This is a genomic window from Oceanococcus atlanticus, from assembly GCF_002088235.1.
In the GTDB taxonomy this organism is placed as follows: Bacteria; Pseudomonadota; Gammaproteobacteria; order Nevskiales; family Oceanococcaceae; genus Oceanococcus; species Oceanococcus atlanticus.
On the sequence record NZ_AQQV01000006.1, the window covers coordinates 15,956 to 29,921 of the forward strand.

Here is a 13,966-nt window from a genome sequence, read left to right on the forward strand (position 1 = left end):
CCCGTTGGTTTATCGGGAGCGGCGTCCGGGGATCAAGAAGCCGGGGACAATTGCCGGTACGCGGCGGACGTAGGCTTGGTAGTCGTCCCCCAGTGCTTTGTGCAGGTCCCGTTCCTCCAGCATCAGCGTGGCGATCAGACTGTAGGCTGTCATACCTGCCGCGAACAGCAGATGCCCAAGTGTCATGTCAGGTGTTGACCACAGGGCAATAATCAAACCGGTCTGTATGGGGTGGCGGGCAAAGCGGTAAGGTCCGCGAACCGTGAACGGCGGCTCCACGGCGTTATCCGTGGTGGCTTGGCGAAACCCATGAAAGTGGAAAAAATCGACTGCGAATATCGCCCAGAAAACGATGCCCAAGCCAAGGCCAAACGACGCGAACAAGGCCCAGCGCACGAGTTCAGAGGAGAATGACCAGATGTCCTGTGGCAGTGGCGACCAGAAATGCACCACCGTGGCCAAAGTAAGGCCGGACATCAGCATGTAAACGCCGCGCTCGGCTTTGTGTGAGACAAGTTGTGTCCACCATTGCTTGAAGCGGGGGCGAGCCATAAGGCTGTGAGGGGCGCCAAAGAACAACAGCAAGCTGATATTGATTGCCAATGCGGCGACCACATTGATGGGCTCGCCGTGGTCAATGCCCAACGGACCCAGATTCAGCAGAAACAGAACCAGTGCGCCTTGCGCTGCCAACGCAACCAAAACCCCAATCAGGGTCAACAACAGTGCCATTCTTATCTCCTCTATTGTGCCGGGAGTGTAGGTTGGCGGTGTCAGGGCTGCAATATCGCTTAACCAGGAGGACGGGCTGATGGGGCTTGTGCCCAATTTGACGGGGCATCGTCCAACTGAAATTCAAGCGTAGTTCCGTCAGGCAAGTCGGTGTGACGCAGCCAGGCGCGGTGGTGGGCTTGTCCATTGACCCGTAAGCCTTGAATTTGACTGCCAGTACCTGTGCGGCGAATCCTCAATGTGCCGTTCTCGCGGTGCAGTGTGGCGTCTGTCACTAGCGGAGCATTTAACAGCAGGGTATCGGTGCCGGGTATAGCGGGCATCAGGCCCAGAGACGCCAATACCCACCATGATGACATGGCGCCCAAGTCATCATTGCCTGGCATGCCGCCGGGTTCGTCAGCATACAGGCTCGTCAAGGCAGACCAGACGAGCGGTGTAATCTTGCCGGGCTGATCCAGCCATGCGTAAATCCAGGGGGTGAACAGCGAAGGCTCGTTGCCCAGGAAAGCGTGTTCGGCCTCGGGCCCTGCATTGAGTTGAGTGAAAAATGCGTCCAGCCGAGTGCGGGCGATGTCTACACCGCCAATGCTTGCGACCAATGCGTTCATTTGGTGGGGCACAAACCAGCTGTACTGGGCTCCGCTACCTTCGGTGTAACCCAGCCCGCTGGCGGGGTCAAAGTTGGGTAAAAACAGCCCGCTTATTAGTCGTGGTTGTATGTACCCGTTGGCAGGGTTGAAGTTCTTAAGCCATGCGTCAGGTTGCAGTTCCGCCAGCCCGGCGAGCGCGGTCTGCCCGATTCGCTGGGCAAACTGGGAGATGGCAAAATCGGCGAGTGCGTATTCCAGCGCAGTCGACACGGTGCCCCAAACCAGCCCTCGATGGATCAGGCCAAATGCGCCAGATGGCACGCTGAACTCGTAGGGGATGTAACCTCTGTTGAGAAACGCCTGCAGACCAGGGCGTTGTATATAACCCGCATTACCGGGCAACAAGTATTGCTGTGCGCCAGCTGGCTGAGTCGCACCTTTAAGCATCGCTTGCAGTGCAAGCTCGTGATCGAAGTGAACGGCCCCCATGGCCTGGGCGGTGCTGATCAGCAGTGCGGCGGGGTCACCGACCATGACATCGGTATGCTGGTTCGCGTATGACCATTTGGGCAGCCACCCGCTGTGTTCATAGTTGTTGAGCAATGAATGCAGCATGTCGCTCGCGCGCCGCGGCGTCAGCATCGCCAGCAGAGGCATTTGCGTGCGGTATGTATCCCAGCCCGAGAACGTGCTGTACTGCGGCCGATCCGCGCTGTTGTACAGTTGCCCATCCATGCCAAGGTAATCGCCGTTGACATCACTGAACGTGTTTGGCGAGAGCAGGCTGTGATAAAGCGCGGTGTAAAACAGGCGTTTCTGTTGCGCCGTTGCTTGCGTTAACTCAACGCGGGAGAGTTCCTGGTGCCAGGTTTGCGCGGCCTGATGGCGTAAGTCATCGAATCGCCACCCTGGGTTTTCAGCCAGCATATTGGCGCGCGCATTTTCAATGCTGACAAAGGAAATACCGACCTTCATCTGAATGTGTGGATACGCGCGAGTGTTGAACCCTACCCAGCCCCCGGCCTGGGCGGTAGTGCTGGGATCGCCGGGCAACTGGGCTGGGCCACCGGGGATGGGTTGAGCGTTGATGGGCAGCGGGAATCGGTCGCTCGCCTGTGTGCCACCCGGTCTCAACGACAGTTTGTCCCACACGCCGTGTTCAATGATCGGCGCATCAAAGCGTGCGACAAAATACACGGTGTATTCATTGTCTTGGTAGCAAAACCGTCCGCTGCTACTTGCTCCGCTGACTTCGTTCGCCTGCGGATCAATAGAAATGCTTGCCAGGCCGTTGGCCATCTCACTGCCGCCTGGATTGAGCAAAATGCGTCCAACATCCACATCGGCGAACCCGAAGCGGGCCATGCCACTGCGACGGGTGGCGGTTAACTCGACGTCGATCGGTGTAGCGCTGTCGGGATTTAGCAGAACTTGGTAGTAACCCGGCTCCGCGTGCTCGCGAGCGTGATCGAACGCTGCGTGGTAGCGCGGGTTACTGCTCGCGCTGAGCAGACGAGCAGGCGACTGAATAACATCCAGCGCCGTGGGCATAATAGGAATATCTTGATAAATCGCACAGCCGGCACCCGAAATATGGGTCAGGCTGAAACCGTCTATGACGCTGTCTGAATAAGTGTAGCCACCAGAGAAATTGTCTGTAGACGGCGCCGTGCCGGGACTGAATTGCAGCATGCCGAACGGCAAGGTTGCACCAGGAAAGGTATTTCCTCCGCCCCCGCCAGTGCCGAAGTCCTCAGCGCCAGATTGGGTTCCGACAAAAACGTTGACCCATTTTGTGAGCGCTTCCGTGTTTGCTGATGCGGGAATATTTCGTCCGCCTTGGCATCCAGAAATGAATGAAAAGGCGAATGCACCCAGCACTACTATCCCTATGCGCACCGTGTCTCTCATCGAAGGTAACTTTTGTTCTGATTGTGGTTTTATTCTACCCCTGATGTCAGAACAAAAAGCGCACGAATATACGAGAGATGCATTGCGCCTTGATTTTATTGACACGCATCAACGCGGATTAAGTGTTGCCCTCAATTAAGGCGGGCATGAGCTGGCGTATTTATATTTTAATTTTCCCTCTGGCGATGTCGCACAACATCATGCCGTCCCCCATAAGGCTATAAAGGGGCCGTTTGAAGGTTGCGGGCCGGTTTTTTTCAAAGAAAAAATGCCCGACCCAGGCGCATGCGTATCCGACAACAGGAACAACGATCAAGAAGAGCCACTGTTGGCTGAGTATGCCTGCGGTGAGCAAGAGCAATGCAGCGATGCTTCCGACAACATGTAAACGACGGCAATTCCGGTCGGCATGTTCTGCCAGATACAGGGGGTAGAATTCGGCAAAGGTTTTGGCGTTTTCAACACAGTTCACAGCAGAGGTCTCCAGCGTTTCTTGGCTAAGCGCGCATTTCACGGAAATAGGTGTACAGCACAGCAAAGCGAGTGGTTAAAAATAAACGCAGGCGTTCGCTGAGGTTTGCCGATTTTTGTGGGGCAAAGATATTCGGCAATTGTCGGCGCAATGCCTGGGCATGCTGGCGAGTTCGTTGGCGGCGTGTCAGCGAGCGTGCGCGCTGCTCCAGCAGAAAGCCCCCGGTATTCGTCCCTCTAACCAGTAAGGCCGATTCGGGTTGTCCAATCTTGCGCGCGGAAGCATTGACATAGCGGATGGCAAGCCCGATGCGTCGGTCGTTGGAGTGATTTGCATCGGAACCATGTGCCAGCATGAAATGATGCAGACTCATCTGGCCGGGCTGCAGCTCCATGTAGAGCTGGCTGCCCGATTCGAGTTGGTGAGAGGCGATTTCTTGGCCGCGGCTCAAAAGATTGTCCTTGGCGTAAGTATTGTGTTGTTCCAGCTGGGTCTTGTGCGAGCCTGGCTGCACTTTCATGACGCCGGATTTGCGTGTCGCCGGGCTCAACGCGATCCATGCGGTGACAACATCATCGGCATCAACGCCCCAGTATGCTGCGTCCTGATGCATGGAGACGTAGCTGCTGCTGCCGGCCTCTTTGATGAAGAGGTTGCTCATGTAGCACAGGATGTTGGGTCCGATCAGGGACTCCACAGCATCCAGAATGGCGGGATGGTGAACCAGCTCATCAGCCCAGTCGTATAGCAGATGAGTTTTGTTGCACTGAGCCTTGTTCATGACATGACCCTGCAACTCCTCCATGCCCTCAAGTTCGCCACGCAGACGGGCCACGTCAGACTCGCAGAGGACATCGATTGGGCAGACGAAGCCATTGAGCTGGTAGTGTTCGATTTGATCGCCGCTGAGATGCTGTTTCATGGCGCAATACTCTGAATAAGTTGAAAAAAGCTCATGCCGATTCCAATCAGGCTGAGCACAAGTCCCAGCGCCAGAACCGGCAGGCGTTGGCGGCTCCCGGTGGTTGGATCCATACGTGTGAACAACATCGCGTAGAGGTTTCCGCTGCAGAAAGACCACGCAACCAGTAACAGCGGCAAGCTCACCGATTTGGGCACGGCATACACTGCGACCAGCAGGCAGATCGCCGTTGCGTAATCATCAAAAGACAGGGGCCAGTACTTGCGCTCGCGCAGGGTTACGATCGTTTCGGCGGTGATCAGTAGCGCGGCGAAGGCGGTTGTGTAGATGCTGAGTGCAAGCATAGGCTTAAAAGGAAAACAATGTTTCCCTATGTTGCATTACACTGTGCCGCCCGTCAATCGCCGAGTTTTCGTTGGAATGCGCCGTGCCGAAATTACATGATGGTCGAGAGATTTCTCCCGCCACGTTGGAGAAATTGCGCAGCACGATCCTGAAGCGGTTTGCCGCCGCGTCGTATCAGGATGTGGGAATACGAGATATCTGTGCCGAGGCTGGTGTCAGTCCAAAAACGGTCTACAAGTATTTCGGTAACAAGGACGAAATGCTGTTCGCGTGTATCCAGGACGACCTGGAAACATTACATTTGCAGTGCTTGCAAGCGGCGAGGCAATACCAGCAGCCGTTGCGTCAGCTCAGTGCATTTTTTGAGTGCTGGTGTGACTACTACTTTGAGCGAAAGGATGTTGCCGCCATTGTCTTTCTGACGATCCCTCAGCGTTACTGGGTTGGCGAGCGTTCATTTGTGCAGGCGCCCCTGCACCGTGTGGCGCAGGGCATGCTCAGCGCCGGGCAGCGTGAAGGGAGCATCGCTGACGATATTCAGGCCGATCTGCTGCGCGAGTGGATTGTGGGTTTGGCTCACCGCGCCATGATTCGCTTTTTGAGCGATGCCGAGGTCGTGCCTGCCGAGATTAAACGGGCTTTGCTGATAGCCATTCAGCGCCTCGCATCGCGGAGTGCCGCAGTTCAGTAGGACGGGGGGGGCTAGCAGACATTGCCGTTGGAGCAAGATGCCCTTTGCCGGCGGCTCTGCGCGATGCTAGAAAACCCCTGCTTCCAGGCCCGCGGCCATGGTCATGCCGAGTTCTTCGGCGGCTTCAAGGTGCTGTGGTTTGGGGCGCCCACGGCAGATCAGCGGGTCGGCCACTTCCTTGAGCGCGTAGCCGTTCATGATGCGGTGTATGGCGGCTGCAGCGCCGCGCCCATCGTTGGCGCAGGAGATGAAAATGGCGTACGGCCGGCCACCCAGCTGGCCCTCGACCTGATAATAGGTGCGGTCGAGGAAATCCTTCATCGCGCCAGACATGTAGCCGAAATTCTCCGGCGTGCCGAACAGGATGCCATCGGCCCACAGCAGGTCGTTTTCGTCAGCCTCATGGGCGCGGATGAAGCGCACCTCGACGTTATGGATGTCGTGGTGACGGGCGCCCTTGAGTGCCGCCTTGGCCAGCCCCTCGGTGTGCCCGCTTTGGCTGTGGTAAACAATCAGCAGATTTGCCATGGGCGCATCATGGCATACCCCACGTGGTGGTCTCAGATGGCGGCGGGCGAGGCCAGCGAGGTGGCAGCCTTGGCTTTGTCGGCCTGATGGCGGTCAAACCAGTTTTTGCCGGCAATCATCAGGCCCAGCCCCAGAAAGGCGCCGGGCGGCAGGATGGCCAGCAGCAGGCCGCGGAAATCTTCAATCAGCACGATTTCCCAGTTGGCAGCGAGGGGGCCGAACAGCAGATCAGCATCGGCCAGCAGCGTGCCGTGGCCCAGCACTTCGCGCAGGGCGCCGAGCACCACCAGGCACAAGGCAAAGCCCAGACCCTGGGCGAAACCATCGAGCGCCGCCGGCAGAGGTCCGTTCTTGGAGGCAAAGGCTTCGGCCCGACCGATGATGCTGCAGTTGGTCACGATCAACGGGATAAAAATGCCCAGCACGCGGTACAGCTGGTGCAGATACGCGTTCATGAGCAATTCAATCGCGGTGACAATGGCCGCGATCACCATCACGAAGACCGGGATACGCACTTCCGGACGCACCCAGTTGCGGATCAGCGACACGATCAGATTGGAGGCCACCAGCGTGGCCATGGTCGCAAGACCCAGGCCGAGACCGTTGATGACGGTGGTGCTCACCGCCAGCAAGGGGCACAGGCCAAGCAGTTGAACCAGGCCCGGGTTGTTGGTCCACAGGCCTTTGATGGTGATTTCGCTATACGTCGCCATCGCCGAATATGTCCTGTTGGTGATCCTTGAAGTATGCCAGCGCACCGTGCACGGCTTTGACCACAGCGCGCGGCGTGATGGTCGCGCCGGTGAGCTGGTCGAAATTGCCGCCGTCCTTGCGCACCGCCCAGTTTTCCGGCTGGTTCAGCGAGGTGTTGTCGAACTGGGTGATCCAGTCGCTGCGCGAACGGTCAATGCCGTCGCCCAGGCCCGGTGTCTCACGGTGGCGGGTGATCCGCACGGCAGCGACCGTGCCGTCGCGACGGATGCCGACGAGCATATCGATGGCGCCGCTGTAGCCGTTGGGCGCGGTGACCGGCAGGATGGCGGCCACGGCCATGCCATTGCGGCGTGCGATGTACAGCGTGTCTTCGCCCGGGGGGGAGATATTGCCCGGCAGCGTGAGCGTGCGCGTGTCCTGCAGCAGAGCATTGTCATAGCTGTCAGCGGGCAGGATCTCCTGCAGCTGGGTGATCATGCTCTGCCGCTCGTTTTCGGCGATCCGCTCGCGGGTCAGCCAGTTGGCGCTGGCCAGCAGTGCGCTGCCAATCACCGCAAAGGTGGCCAGTACGGCGGCGCTGCGCAAAGCCTGTTTCTGCGCTTCGTTCATGGCTGACGTGGCCCCGTGCCGTAGGTGCGGGTCGGCGTGTAGTGGTCGATCAGCGGTACGCAGATGTTCATCAGCAGAACTGCAAAAGCCACTGCATCCGGATAGCCGCCAAAGCTGCGGATGATGTAGACCAGCACGCCGATGCCCAGGCCGTAGTACAGGCGCCCGCGCGGCGTGGTGCTGGCCGACACCGGGTCGGTTGCAATAAAGAAGGCGCCGAGCATGGTCGCGCCGCTGAACCAGTGATGCAGCAGGCCAGGATGGCGGTCGGCGTCACCCAGCCAGAACAGTAGCGTCATGAGACCCAGCCCGGCTAGAAAACCAACCGGAATCTGCCAGCGGATGATCCCGCGCAGCAGCAGCCACAGACCGCCGGCCAGAAAGGCCAGATTGATCCAGTCCCAGGCGAAGCCGGCCACAGGCCCGCTGGCCATGCTGGCTGCGGCCTCCTGGCTGGTCTGCTGGCGTGAAAGCTCGGTCTTGACGTGATCCAGCGGGGTGGCCGCGGTCAGCCCGTCGAGCTCTTCCAAGCCGATGCGTCCCTGGCTGTAGGCGGTCAGGCGGGTCTGATCCAGATCGGCCGAGGGGTTAACCCAGGCGCTCATTTCCGCCGGGAAAGCGATCAGCAGCACCACAAAGCCCAGCATTGCGGGATTGAACGGGTTGTAGCCCAGTCCGCCGTACAGATGCTTGCCGAAGATCAGCGCGAAACTGGCGCCGAACACCACCAGCCACCACGGGGCGTAGGGCGGGATCGACAGACCGATCAGCAGGCCGGTGACCAGGGCGCTGCCGTCAAGCAGAAATTTGCGTATCGGCCGCCGACGTATGGCCAGCATCAGGGTTTCGCTGGCTACGGCGGTGGCGCTGGCCAGGGCCAGATTGGCCAGCACGCCCCAGCCGAAGAACCAGTAGCTGGCGATCACACCGGGCAGCAGGGCCAGGCAGACACTGAGCATGACCCGATTGACCCGGGCGGCGACCGGCAGATGTGGCGAGCTGCGTGGCATCAGGATGATTTCTCACGGGCGGCTTTGGCCGCTTTGGCTTTGGCGATGGCCTCTGCGGCCGGATTTGAGCCGTCCGCTTTTGCGGCCTTGGCGGCTTTGGCCTTGGCAATGGCCGCGGCCACCGGATCATCGGATGGTGGTGGGGCTGGTTCGCCCGCAGCATCAGATGTTTTCGCGGCAGCTAGCGCTTTAGCTTTGGCAATGGCCTGCGCAGCTGCATTTGAGCCTTCCGCTTTTGCAGCCTTGGCGGCTTTGGCCTTGCTGATGGCCGCAGCGACTGGATCATCGGTTTGTGCGACTGCGGGTTCGTCCACATCGGCGGTTTTTTTCGCGGCAGCCCGCGCCTTGGCTTTGGCGATGGCGTCTGCGGCCGGGTTTGCGCCGGCAGCTTTCGCGGTCTTGGCGGCTTTGGCCTTGGCGATGGCCGCAGCGACCGGGTCATCCGCAGTGGCGCTGGTGTCCGGTGCCGGCGTCTTTGCGGCCGCCAGCGCTTTGGCCTTGGCAATCGCATCCGCCGCAGTGTTTGCACCTGTGGTTTTTGCTGCCTTGGCTTTTTGCGCTTTGGCCTTGGCGATGGCTGCGGCGATGGCGTCATTTCCACCGGAGGGTTTGGGCGGCGCCGCGCTGGGTGCATCTGCAGCCGGTTTTTTCAGCGCTTCGCGCTTGCGTCGACGCGCTTCTTCTTTCTCGCGCGCTTCTTTTTCCAGACGCTCAAGCCGGAATTCGTGCCGATCACGAGCGATATCGGCTTTGCGTTTTTCTTGCTCGGCCTGATAAATCTCGGTCTTGGCGTAACGGTAGTACTGCACCAGAGGAATATGTGACGGGCACACCTGTGCACAGCAACCGCATTCGATGCAGTCGAACAGGTGCAGATCCTGGGTCTTGTCGAATTCCTTGGCACGGGCATGCCAGTACAACTGTTGCGGCAACAAACTGGCCGGGCACACGTCTACGCATTCGCCGCAGCGAATGCACGGCATGGCCTGTTCGACCGGCTCAGCCTGATTGACCTCGACCAGCACGCAGTTGGTGGCTTTGACCACCGGCACCTGATCACTGGACAGGGCAAAGCCCATCATGGGACCGCCCATGATCAGGCGGGTGTGTTCATGGCTGTAGCCGCCGCAATGTGCGATCAGTTCGCTGACGGGTGTGCCCAGGCGCACGTCCAGGTTGCGGGGCTGGGCGAGGCCCGGTCCGGTGACCGTAACCACCCGCGAGGTCAGCGGTTCGGCATAGCGCAGAGCGCGCCAGATGGCAGCCACGGTACCCACATTGTGGACCACGATGCCGATATCCAGCGGCAGGCCCTCGCTCGGGACTTCGCGCCCGGTGAGGGTTTGAATCAGCTGTTTCTCGCCACCTTGCGGGTAGCGTGTGGGCACCACCCGGATACTGATCTGTTTATAGCCCGAGGCTTTCAGCGCGCTGCGCAGCGCAGTGGCTGAATCGGTGGCATTGTCCTCCAGTCCGATCAGGCATTCCTGGGCGCCGAGGCTGCGCCGGATCAGTTCCGCGCCACTGAGAATATCCTCGGCGCGCTCGCGCATCAGTGCCGCATCGCAGCTGATGTACGGCTCGCATTCGGCACCATTGAGTATCAGCGTGTTGACCAGCGAATCCCGCCCCGGGTTGAGCTTGACCGCCGATGGAAAGGCCGCACCGCCAAGCCCGACAAGGCCGGCGGCGCGGACGCGCTCGCGCACCGTGGCCGGGTCCAGGGAAAACGGATCTTCTGCCGGTGGCCAGGCCGGTTGCGGCAACGCTTCATCCTGGCCGTCGGACTCGATTACGATGGCCAGCGCCTGCAAGCCGGAAGGATGTGGCACTGGTTTGTGGGTAATCTCGACCACGGTGCCGGAGATGCTGGCGTGCACCGGCGCGGCAATGAAGCTGTCGCTGTTGGCCAGTACCTGGCCGCGCAACACCCGCTGGCCGACTTCGACTTCGGGCACGGTCGGTGCGCCAATATGCTGGCTAACCGGCAAGGTGACACGGCTGGGCAGCGGCGCAGTACGGATCGCACCGGCCTCGCCATGCAGCTTGTGCCCCTCGAGCTTGAGGCCACCCTTGAAGCCGTCGTTTTTTTTCAGCAGGCCGAACATCAGGCGGCATCCTGCTGCGGCGGGGTCCACTTCCAGGTGGTGATCGTCGGCTTGATCGCAACCATGTCGATGCAGTCCACCGGGCACGGCGGTACGCACAGCTCGCAGCCGGTGCATTCCTTCTCGATGACCGTGTGCATCAGCTTGTTGGCACCTACGATTGCATCCACCGGGCAGGCCTGAATGCACAAGGTGCAGCCGATGCAGCGGTCTTCGTCAATGACAGCCTGATACTTTTCGTCGTCGGCAACACCGTTGTCCGGATTCAGCGGCAGTGGTTCGCGGCCCAGCAGTTCGGCCAACGCAATGACACCGTCTTCGCCGCCGGGCGGGCACTGATTGATCTCGGCCTCATCGTTGGCAATGGCTTCGGCATAGGGCCGGCAGCCCGGGTAGCTGCACTGGCCGCACTGGGTCTGCGGCAAGATGGCGTCAATCTGGTCAACCAGGGGGTCGCCTTCGACCTTGTAGCGCACCGAGGCCACGCCCAGGGCGATGCCGAAAGCAGCGGCCAGTCCGCCAAATGCCAGGATGGCGGTCAACATCAGACCAGCCCCGAAAAGCCGAGAAAGGCCAGTGACATCAGGCCGGCGGTTATCAACGCAATGGGTGCGCCCTGAAAGGCGTCAGGCACGTCTGCAACAGCAATGCGCTCGCGCATGGCCGAAAACAGAATCAGCACGAGTGAGAAACCGACGGCGGCGCCAAAGCCGAACAGGGCCGACTCGATGAAATTGTGCGCCTCGCGCACATTCAGCAGGGCCACGCCAAGCACCGCGCAGTTGGTGGTGATCAGGGGCAAGTAGATGCCCAGCACTTCGTGCAGCAAGGGGCTGGATTTGCGCACCCACATTTCGGTCAGCTGGACCACGGCCGCGATGACCAGGATGTAGCTGATGGTGCGCAGGTACTCCAGACCCAGCGGGGCCAGCAGGTATTGCTCAACCAGATAGGAACTGACCGAAGACAGGGTCAGCACGAATGTGGTGGCCAGCGCCATGCCCATCGAGGTTTCCACTTTCTTGGAGACGCCCATGAACGGGCACAGGCCGAGAAACTGGACCAGCACGAAGTTATTCACCAGCACGGTGCCGATGATGATCAGCAGGTAATCGCTCACGGCAAAACCCGCCCGACCAGGTTCAAGGCCTGGTCTGCAGAGGGGGAATGTGGCGGTGGCAGTGTCATGGTGCGCGGAGTTTAGGGAGTTGCGAGAGGCTTATTCAATAAAGTTTGGTAAACGTCATGTTCTTATTACGTAAAGATTTAATACGCATTCCTTACTTTACTTTCATGCCCGGTGCGGCGCCCTCGTCCGGACTGAGGATAAACAGCTCTTTACCGCCTGCGCCGGCGGCCAGCACCATGCCTTCGGAGAGGCCGAATTTCATCTTGCGCGGCGCCAGGTTGGCGACCATCACGGTCAGGCGGCCCTGCAGATCTTCAGGCGCGTAGGCCGATTTGATGCCGGCAAAGACCTGCTTCTCGCCCAGCTCGCCCACATCCAAGGTTAGACGCAGCAGTTTGTCGGCGCCCTCCACATGCTCGGCCTTGGCAATGCGCGCGATGCGCAGGTCGACTTTGCTGAAATCGTCGATGCCAATGGTCTGGGTATCATCGGCCGCTGCGCTTTTGCTGGTTTTGTCCGGCTTGGCCTCGGGTTTGGCTTCGACTTTGTTGGCGGCTTCTTCGTCCAGCATGGCTTGCACGGCCTTGGGGTCCACCCGCTGCATCAGCGGCGAGAACTTGTTGATCGGTGCATCCAGCAAGGGCTCGGCGCGCGTGTCCCAGTCCAGTTCGGCATAGCGGAACAGGTCGCTGACTCGGGCGGCGGTCTGCGGCAGTACAGGCGTCAGATACAGTGTGAGCAGGCGGAACAGGTTCAGTGCGGTGGTGCAGATGGCTTGCAGTTGCGCATCGCTGCCCTCCTGCTTGGCCAGTTTCCAGGGTTCCTTGGTGGCCACGTACTGGTTGGCTTTGTCGGCCAGCGCCATGATGCGGCGGATCGCCTGGCTGAATTCGCGTTTTTCATAAAGCTCGGCGATTTCGTCACCGGCCGCGGCAAATTCATCGAACAGCTTGGCTTGATCAAGGCTGTCGCCCAAGCGTCCGTCGAAGCGTTTGCTGATGAAGCCCGCGGTGCGGCTAGCGATGTTGACGTACTTGCCGATCAGATCGGAATTCACGCGGGCCTGGAAATCATCCAGGCTCAGGTCGATGTCCTCGACTGCGCTGGACAGCTTGGCGGCGAAGTAATAACGCAGATATTCGGCTGGCAGATGGTTGAGGTAGGTGCGTGCCTGGATGAAGGTGCCACGCGATTTCGACATCTTGGCGCCGTTGACGGTCAGAAAACCGTGGGCGAACACGCTGGTCGGCGCACGGAAGCCGGCACCATGCAGCATGGCCGGCCAGAACAGCGTGTGGAAGTAGGTGATGTCCTTGCCGATGAAGTGATACACCTCGGCCTCGGAATCGGCGTTCCAGTAGGCGTCGAAATCCAGGCCTTCGCGCTTGCACAGGTCGGCAAAACTGGCCATGTAGCCGATTGGCGCATCCAGCCAGACGTAGAAATACTTGCCGGGTGCGCCGGGGATTTCGAAGCCGAAGTAGGGGGCATCGCGGGAGATGTCCCAGTCTTGCAGGCCGCCGTCAAACCATTCGGCCAGTTTGCTCTTGACCGCGGACTGAATCGACGCGTTGTCCAGCCATTGCTGCAACCAGTCGCCGAAATCCCCCAGCTTGAAGAAGAAGTGCTCGGACTCGCGCTGCTCCGGCGTGGCTCCGGAGACCACCGAGCGTGGGTTTTTGAGGTCGGTGGGAGCGTAGGTCGCGCTGCACACCTCGCAGTTGTCACCGTACTGGTCCTCGGCCCCGCAATTGGGACACTCGCCGCGCACATAACGATCCGGCAGGAACATGTTCTTGACCGGGTCGTAGGCCTGCATGATGTTGCGCCGCTCGATGTGGCCAGCTTCACTCAGGCGGGTGTAGATCAGGCTTGCCAGCTCGCGGTTTTCGTCGCTGTGCGTGGTGTAGAAATTGTCGTAGCTGATGAAGAACTCGGCGTAGTCCTTGCGCTGTTGCTCGCCAACCTCTTCAACCAGCTGCTCCGGGCTCATGCCGCGCTTTTCAGCCATCAGCATGATGGGCGTGCCATGCACATCATGGGCACACACGAAGCGGCAGTCGTGTCCGCACAGGCGCTGATAACGGACCCAGATGTCCGTCTGGGTCGACTCCAGCATGTGCCCGAAATGCAAGGCAGCATTGGCATAGGGCAAAGCATGGGTGACGAGGATGCGGCGCATGGCAGAAAAGTCTTGGGAAA

At 59.8% G+C, this 13,966-nt stretch carries 14 protein-coding genes; 1 reads left to right on the forward strand and 13 read right to left on the reverse strand.

Annotated elements, in window-relative coordinates; translation table 11 throughout:
* Positions 1-9: 9 nt before the first annotated feature.
* The 5 genes from ATO7_RS16225 to ATO7_RS16245 form a co-directional block, all read right to left on the reverse strand.
* Entirely contained in the window at positions 10-732 is a 723-nt protein-coding gene (locus ATO7_RS16225) for a methyltransferase family protein (RefSeq protein WP_083563469.1), read from the reverse strand.
* A gap of 59 nt (positions 733-791) precedes the next feature.
* Positions 792-3,236, reverse strand: coding sequence for a GH92 family glycosyl hydrolase (locus ATO7_RS16230; RefSeq protein ID WP_083563470.1), 2,445 nt, complete (start codon positions 3,234-3,236; stop codon positions 792-794).
* Between the two features lie 160 nt (positions 3,237-3,396).
* Positions 3,397-3,708, reverse strand: a complete 312-nt coding sequence (locus ATO7_RS16235; protein ID WP_083563471.1) for a DUF962 domain-containing protein — start codon at positions 3,706-3,708, stop codon at positions 3,397-3,399.
* A 25-nt stretch (positions 3,709-3,733) separates the two neighbouring features.
* Positions 3,734-4,630 (reverse strand): phytanoyl-CoA dioxygenase family protein, encoded by an 897-nt coding sequence (locus ATO7_RS16240; RefSeq protein WP_083563472.1) that lies wholly within the window; start codon positions 4,628-4,630, stop codon positions 3,734-3,736.
* Positions 4,627-4,974, reverse strand: coding sequence for a hypothetical protein (locus tag ATO7_RS16245; RefSeq protein WP_083563473.1), 348 nt, complete (start codon positions 4,972-4,974; stop codon positions 4,627-4,629). Before ATO7_RS16245 ends, ATO7_RS16240 begins: the two co-directional genes overlap by 4 nt.
* Positions 4,975-5,045: 71 nt before the next feature.
* Here ATO7_RS16245 and ATO7_RS16250 point away from each other — a divergent pair, with 71 nt between their 5' ends.
* Positions 5,046-5,666 carry a TetR/AcrR family transcriptional regulator gene (locus ATO7_RS16250; RefSeq protein ID WP_158523250.1) on the forward strand — a complete coding sequence of 207 codons (621 nt, stop codon included), beginning with the start codon at positions 5,046-5,048 and terminating at the stop codon, positions 5,664-5,666.
* Between the two features lie 66 nt (positions 5,667-5,732).
* Here the strand turns inward: ATO7_RS16250 and ATO7_RS16255 are convergent, their stop codons facing one another.
* From ATO7_RS16255 to metG, 8 genes are all read right to left on the reverse strand, one after another.
* Positions 5,733-6,194 (reverse strand): flavodoxin family protein, encoded by a 462-nt coding sequence (locus ATO7_RS16255; RefSeq protein ID WP_083563475.1) that lies wholly within the window; start codon positions 6,192-6,194, stop codon positions 5,733-5,735.
* A gap of 32 nt (positions 6,195-6,226) precedes the next feature.
* Positions 6,227-6,907 carry an electron transport complex subunit E gene (locus ATO7_RS16260; protein ID WP_083563476.1) on the reverse strand — a complete coding sequence of 227 codons (681 nt, stop codon included), beginning with the start codon at positions 6,905-6,907 and terminating at the stop codon, positions 6,227-6,229.
* Positions 6,894-7,517, reverse strand: coding sequence for an electron transport complex subunit RsxG (gene rsxG, locus ATO7_RS16265; RefSeq protein ID WP_083563477.1), 624 nt, complete (start codon positions 7,515-7,517; stop codon positions 6,894-6,896). The genes ATO7_RS16260 and rsxG overlap by 14 nt, the downstream gene beginning before the upstream one ends.
* A complete protein-coding gene (gene rsxD / locus ATO7_RS16270) occupies positions 7,514-8,527 on the reverse strand; it encodes an electron transport complex subunit RsxD (protein WP_083563478.1) in 1,014 nt (337 codons plus the stop codon). The genes rsxG and rsxD overlap by 4 nt, the downstream gene beginning before the upstream one ends.
* Positions 8,527-10,635: an electron transport complex subunit RsxC gene (gene rsxC, locus ATO7_RS16275; RefSeq protein WP_083563479.1), complete on the reverse strand. Its 2,109-nt coding sequence runs from the start codon at positions 10,633-10,635 to the stop codon at positions 8,527-8,529. Before rsxC ends, rsxD begins: the two co-directional genes overlap by 1 nt.
* Complete coding sequence (gene rsxB, locus ATO7_RS16280) at positions 10,635-11,180, reverse strand: electron transport complex subunit RsxB (protein WP_083563480.1); 546 nt, start codon at positions 11,178-11,180, stop codon at positions 10,635-10,637. The genes rsxC and rsxB overlap by 1 nt, the downstream gene beginning before the upstream one ends.
* Entirely contained in the window at positions 11,180-11,755 is a 576-nt protein-coding gene (gene rsxA, locus ATO7_RS16285) for an electron transport complex subunit RsxA (protein WP_083563481.1), read from the reverse strand. Before rsxA ends, rsxB begins: the two co-directional genes overlap by 1 nt.
* A gap of 160 nt (positions 11,756-11,915) precedes the next feature.
* Positions 11,916-13,946 (reverse strand): methionine--tRNA ligase, encoded by a 2,031-nt coding sequence (gene metG, locus ATO7_RS16290; protein ID WP_083563482.1) that lies wholly within the window; start codon positions 13,944-13,946, stop codon positions 11,916-11,918.
* Positions 13,947-13,966: the final 20 nt, after the last annotated feature.

What these genes read in the sequence shown, in the direction of transcription:
- ATO7_RS16225 (WP_083563469.1), bottom strand. Translation starts at nt 732, where the DNA reads ATGGCACTGTTGTTGACCCTGATTGGGGTTTTGGTTGCGTTGGCAGCG.
- ATO7_RS16230 (WP_083563470.1), bottom strand. Translation starts at nt 3,236, where the DNA reads ATGAGAGACACGGTGCGCATAGGGATAGTAGTGCTGGGTGCATTCGCC.
- ATO7_RS16240 (WP_083563472.1), bottom strand. Translation starts at nt 4,630, where the DNA reads ATGAAACAGCATCTCAGCGGCGATCAAATCGAACACTACCAGCTCAAT.
- ATO7_RS16245 (WP_083563473.1), bottom strand. Translation starts at nt 4,974, where the DNA reads ATGCTTGCACTCAGCATCTACACAACCGCCTTCGCCGCGCTACTGATC.
- ATO7_RS16255 (WP_083563475.1), bottom strand. Translation starts at nt 6,194, where the DNA reads ATGGCAAATCTGCTGATTGTTTACCACAGCCAAAGCGGGCACACCGAG.
- ATO7_RS16260 (WP_083563476.1), bottom strand. Translation starts at nt 6,907, where the DNA reads ATGGCGACGTATAGCGAAATCACCATCAAAGGCCTGTGGACCAACAAC.
- rsxG (WP_083563477.1), bottom strand. Translation starts at nt 7,517, where the DNA reads ATGAACGAAGCGCAGAAACAGGCTTTGCGCAGCGCCGCCGTACTGGCC.
- rsxD (WP_083563478.1), bottom strand. Translation starts at nt 8,527, where the DNA reads ATGCCACGCAGCTCGCCACATCTGCCGGTCGCCGCCCGGGTCAATCGG.
- rsxC (WP_083563479.1), bottom strand. Translation starts at nt 10,635, where the DNA reads ATGTTCGGCCTGCTGAAAAAAAACGACGGCTTCAAGGGTGGCCTCAAG.
- rsxB (WP_083563480.1), bottom strand. Translation starts at nt 11,180, where the DNA reads ATGTTGACCGCCATCCTGGCATTTGGCGGACTGGCCGCTGCTTTCGGC.
- metG (WP_083563482.1), bottom strand. Translation starts at nt 13,946, where the DNA reads ATGCGCCGCATCCTCGTCACCCATGCTTTGCCCTATGCCAATGCTGCC.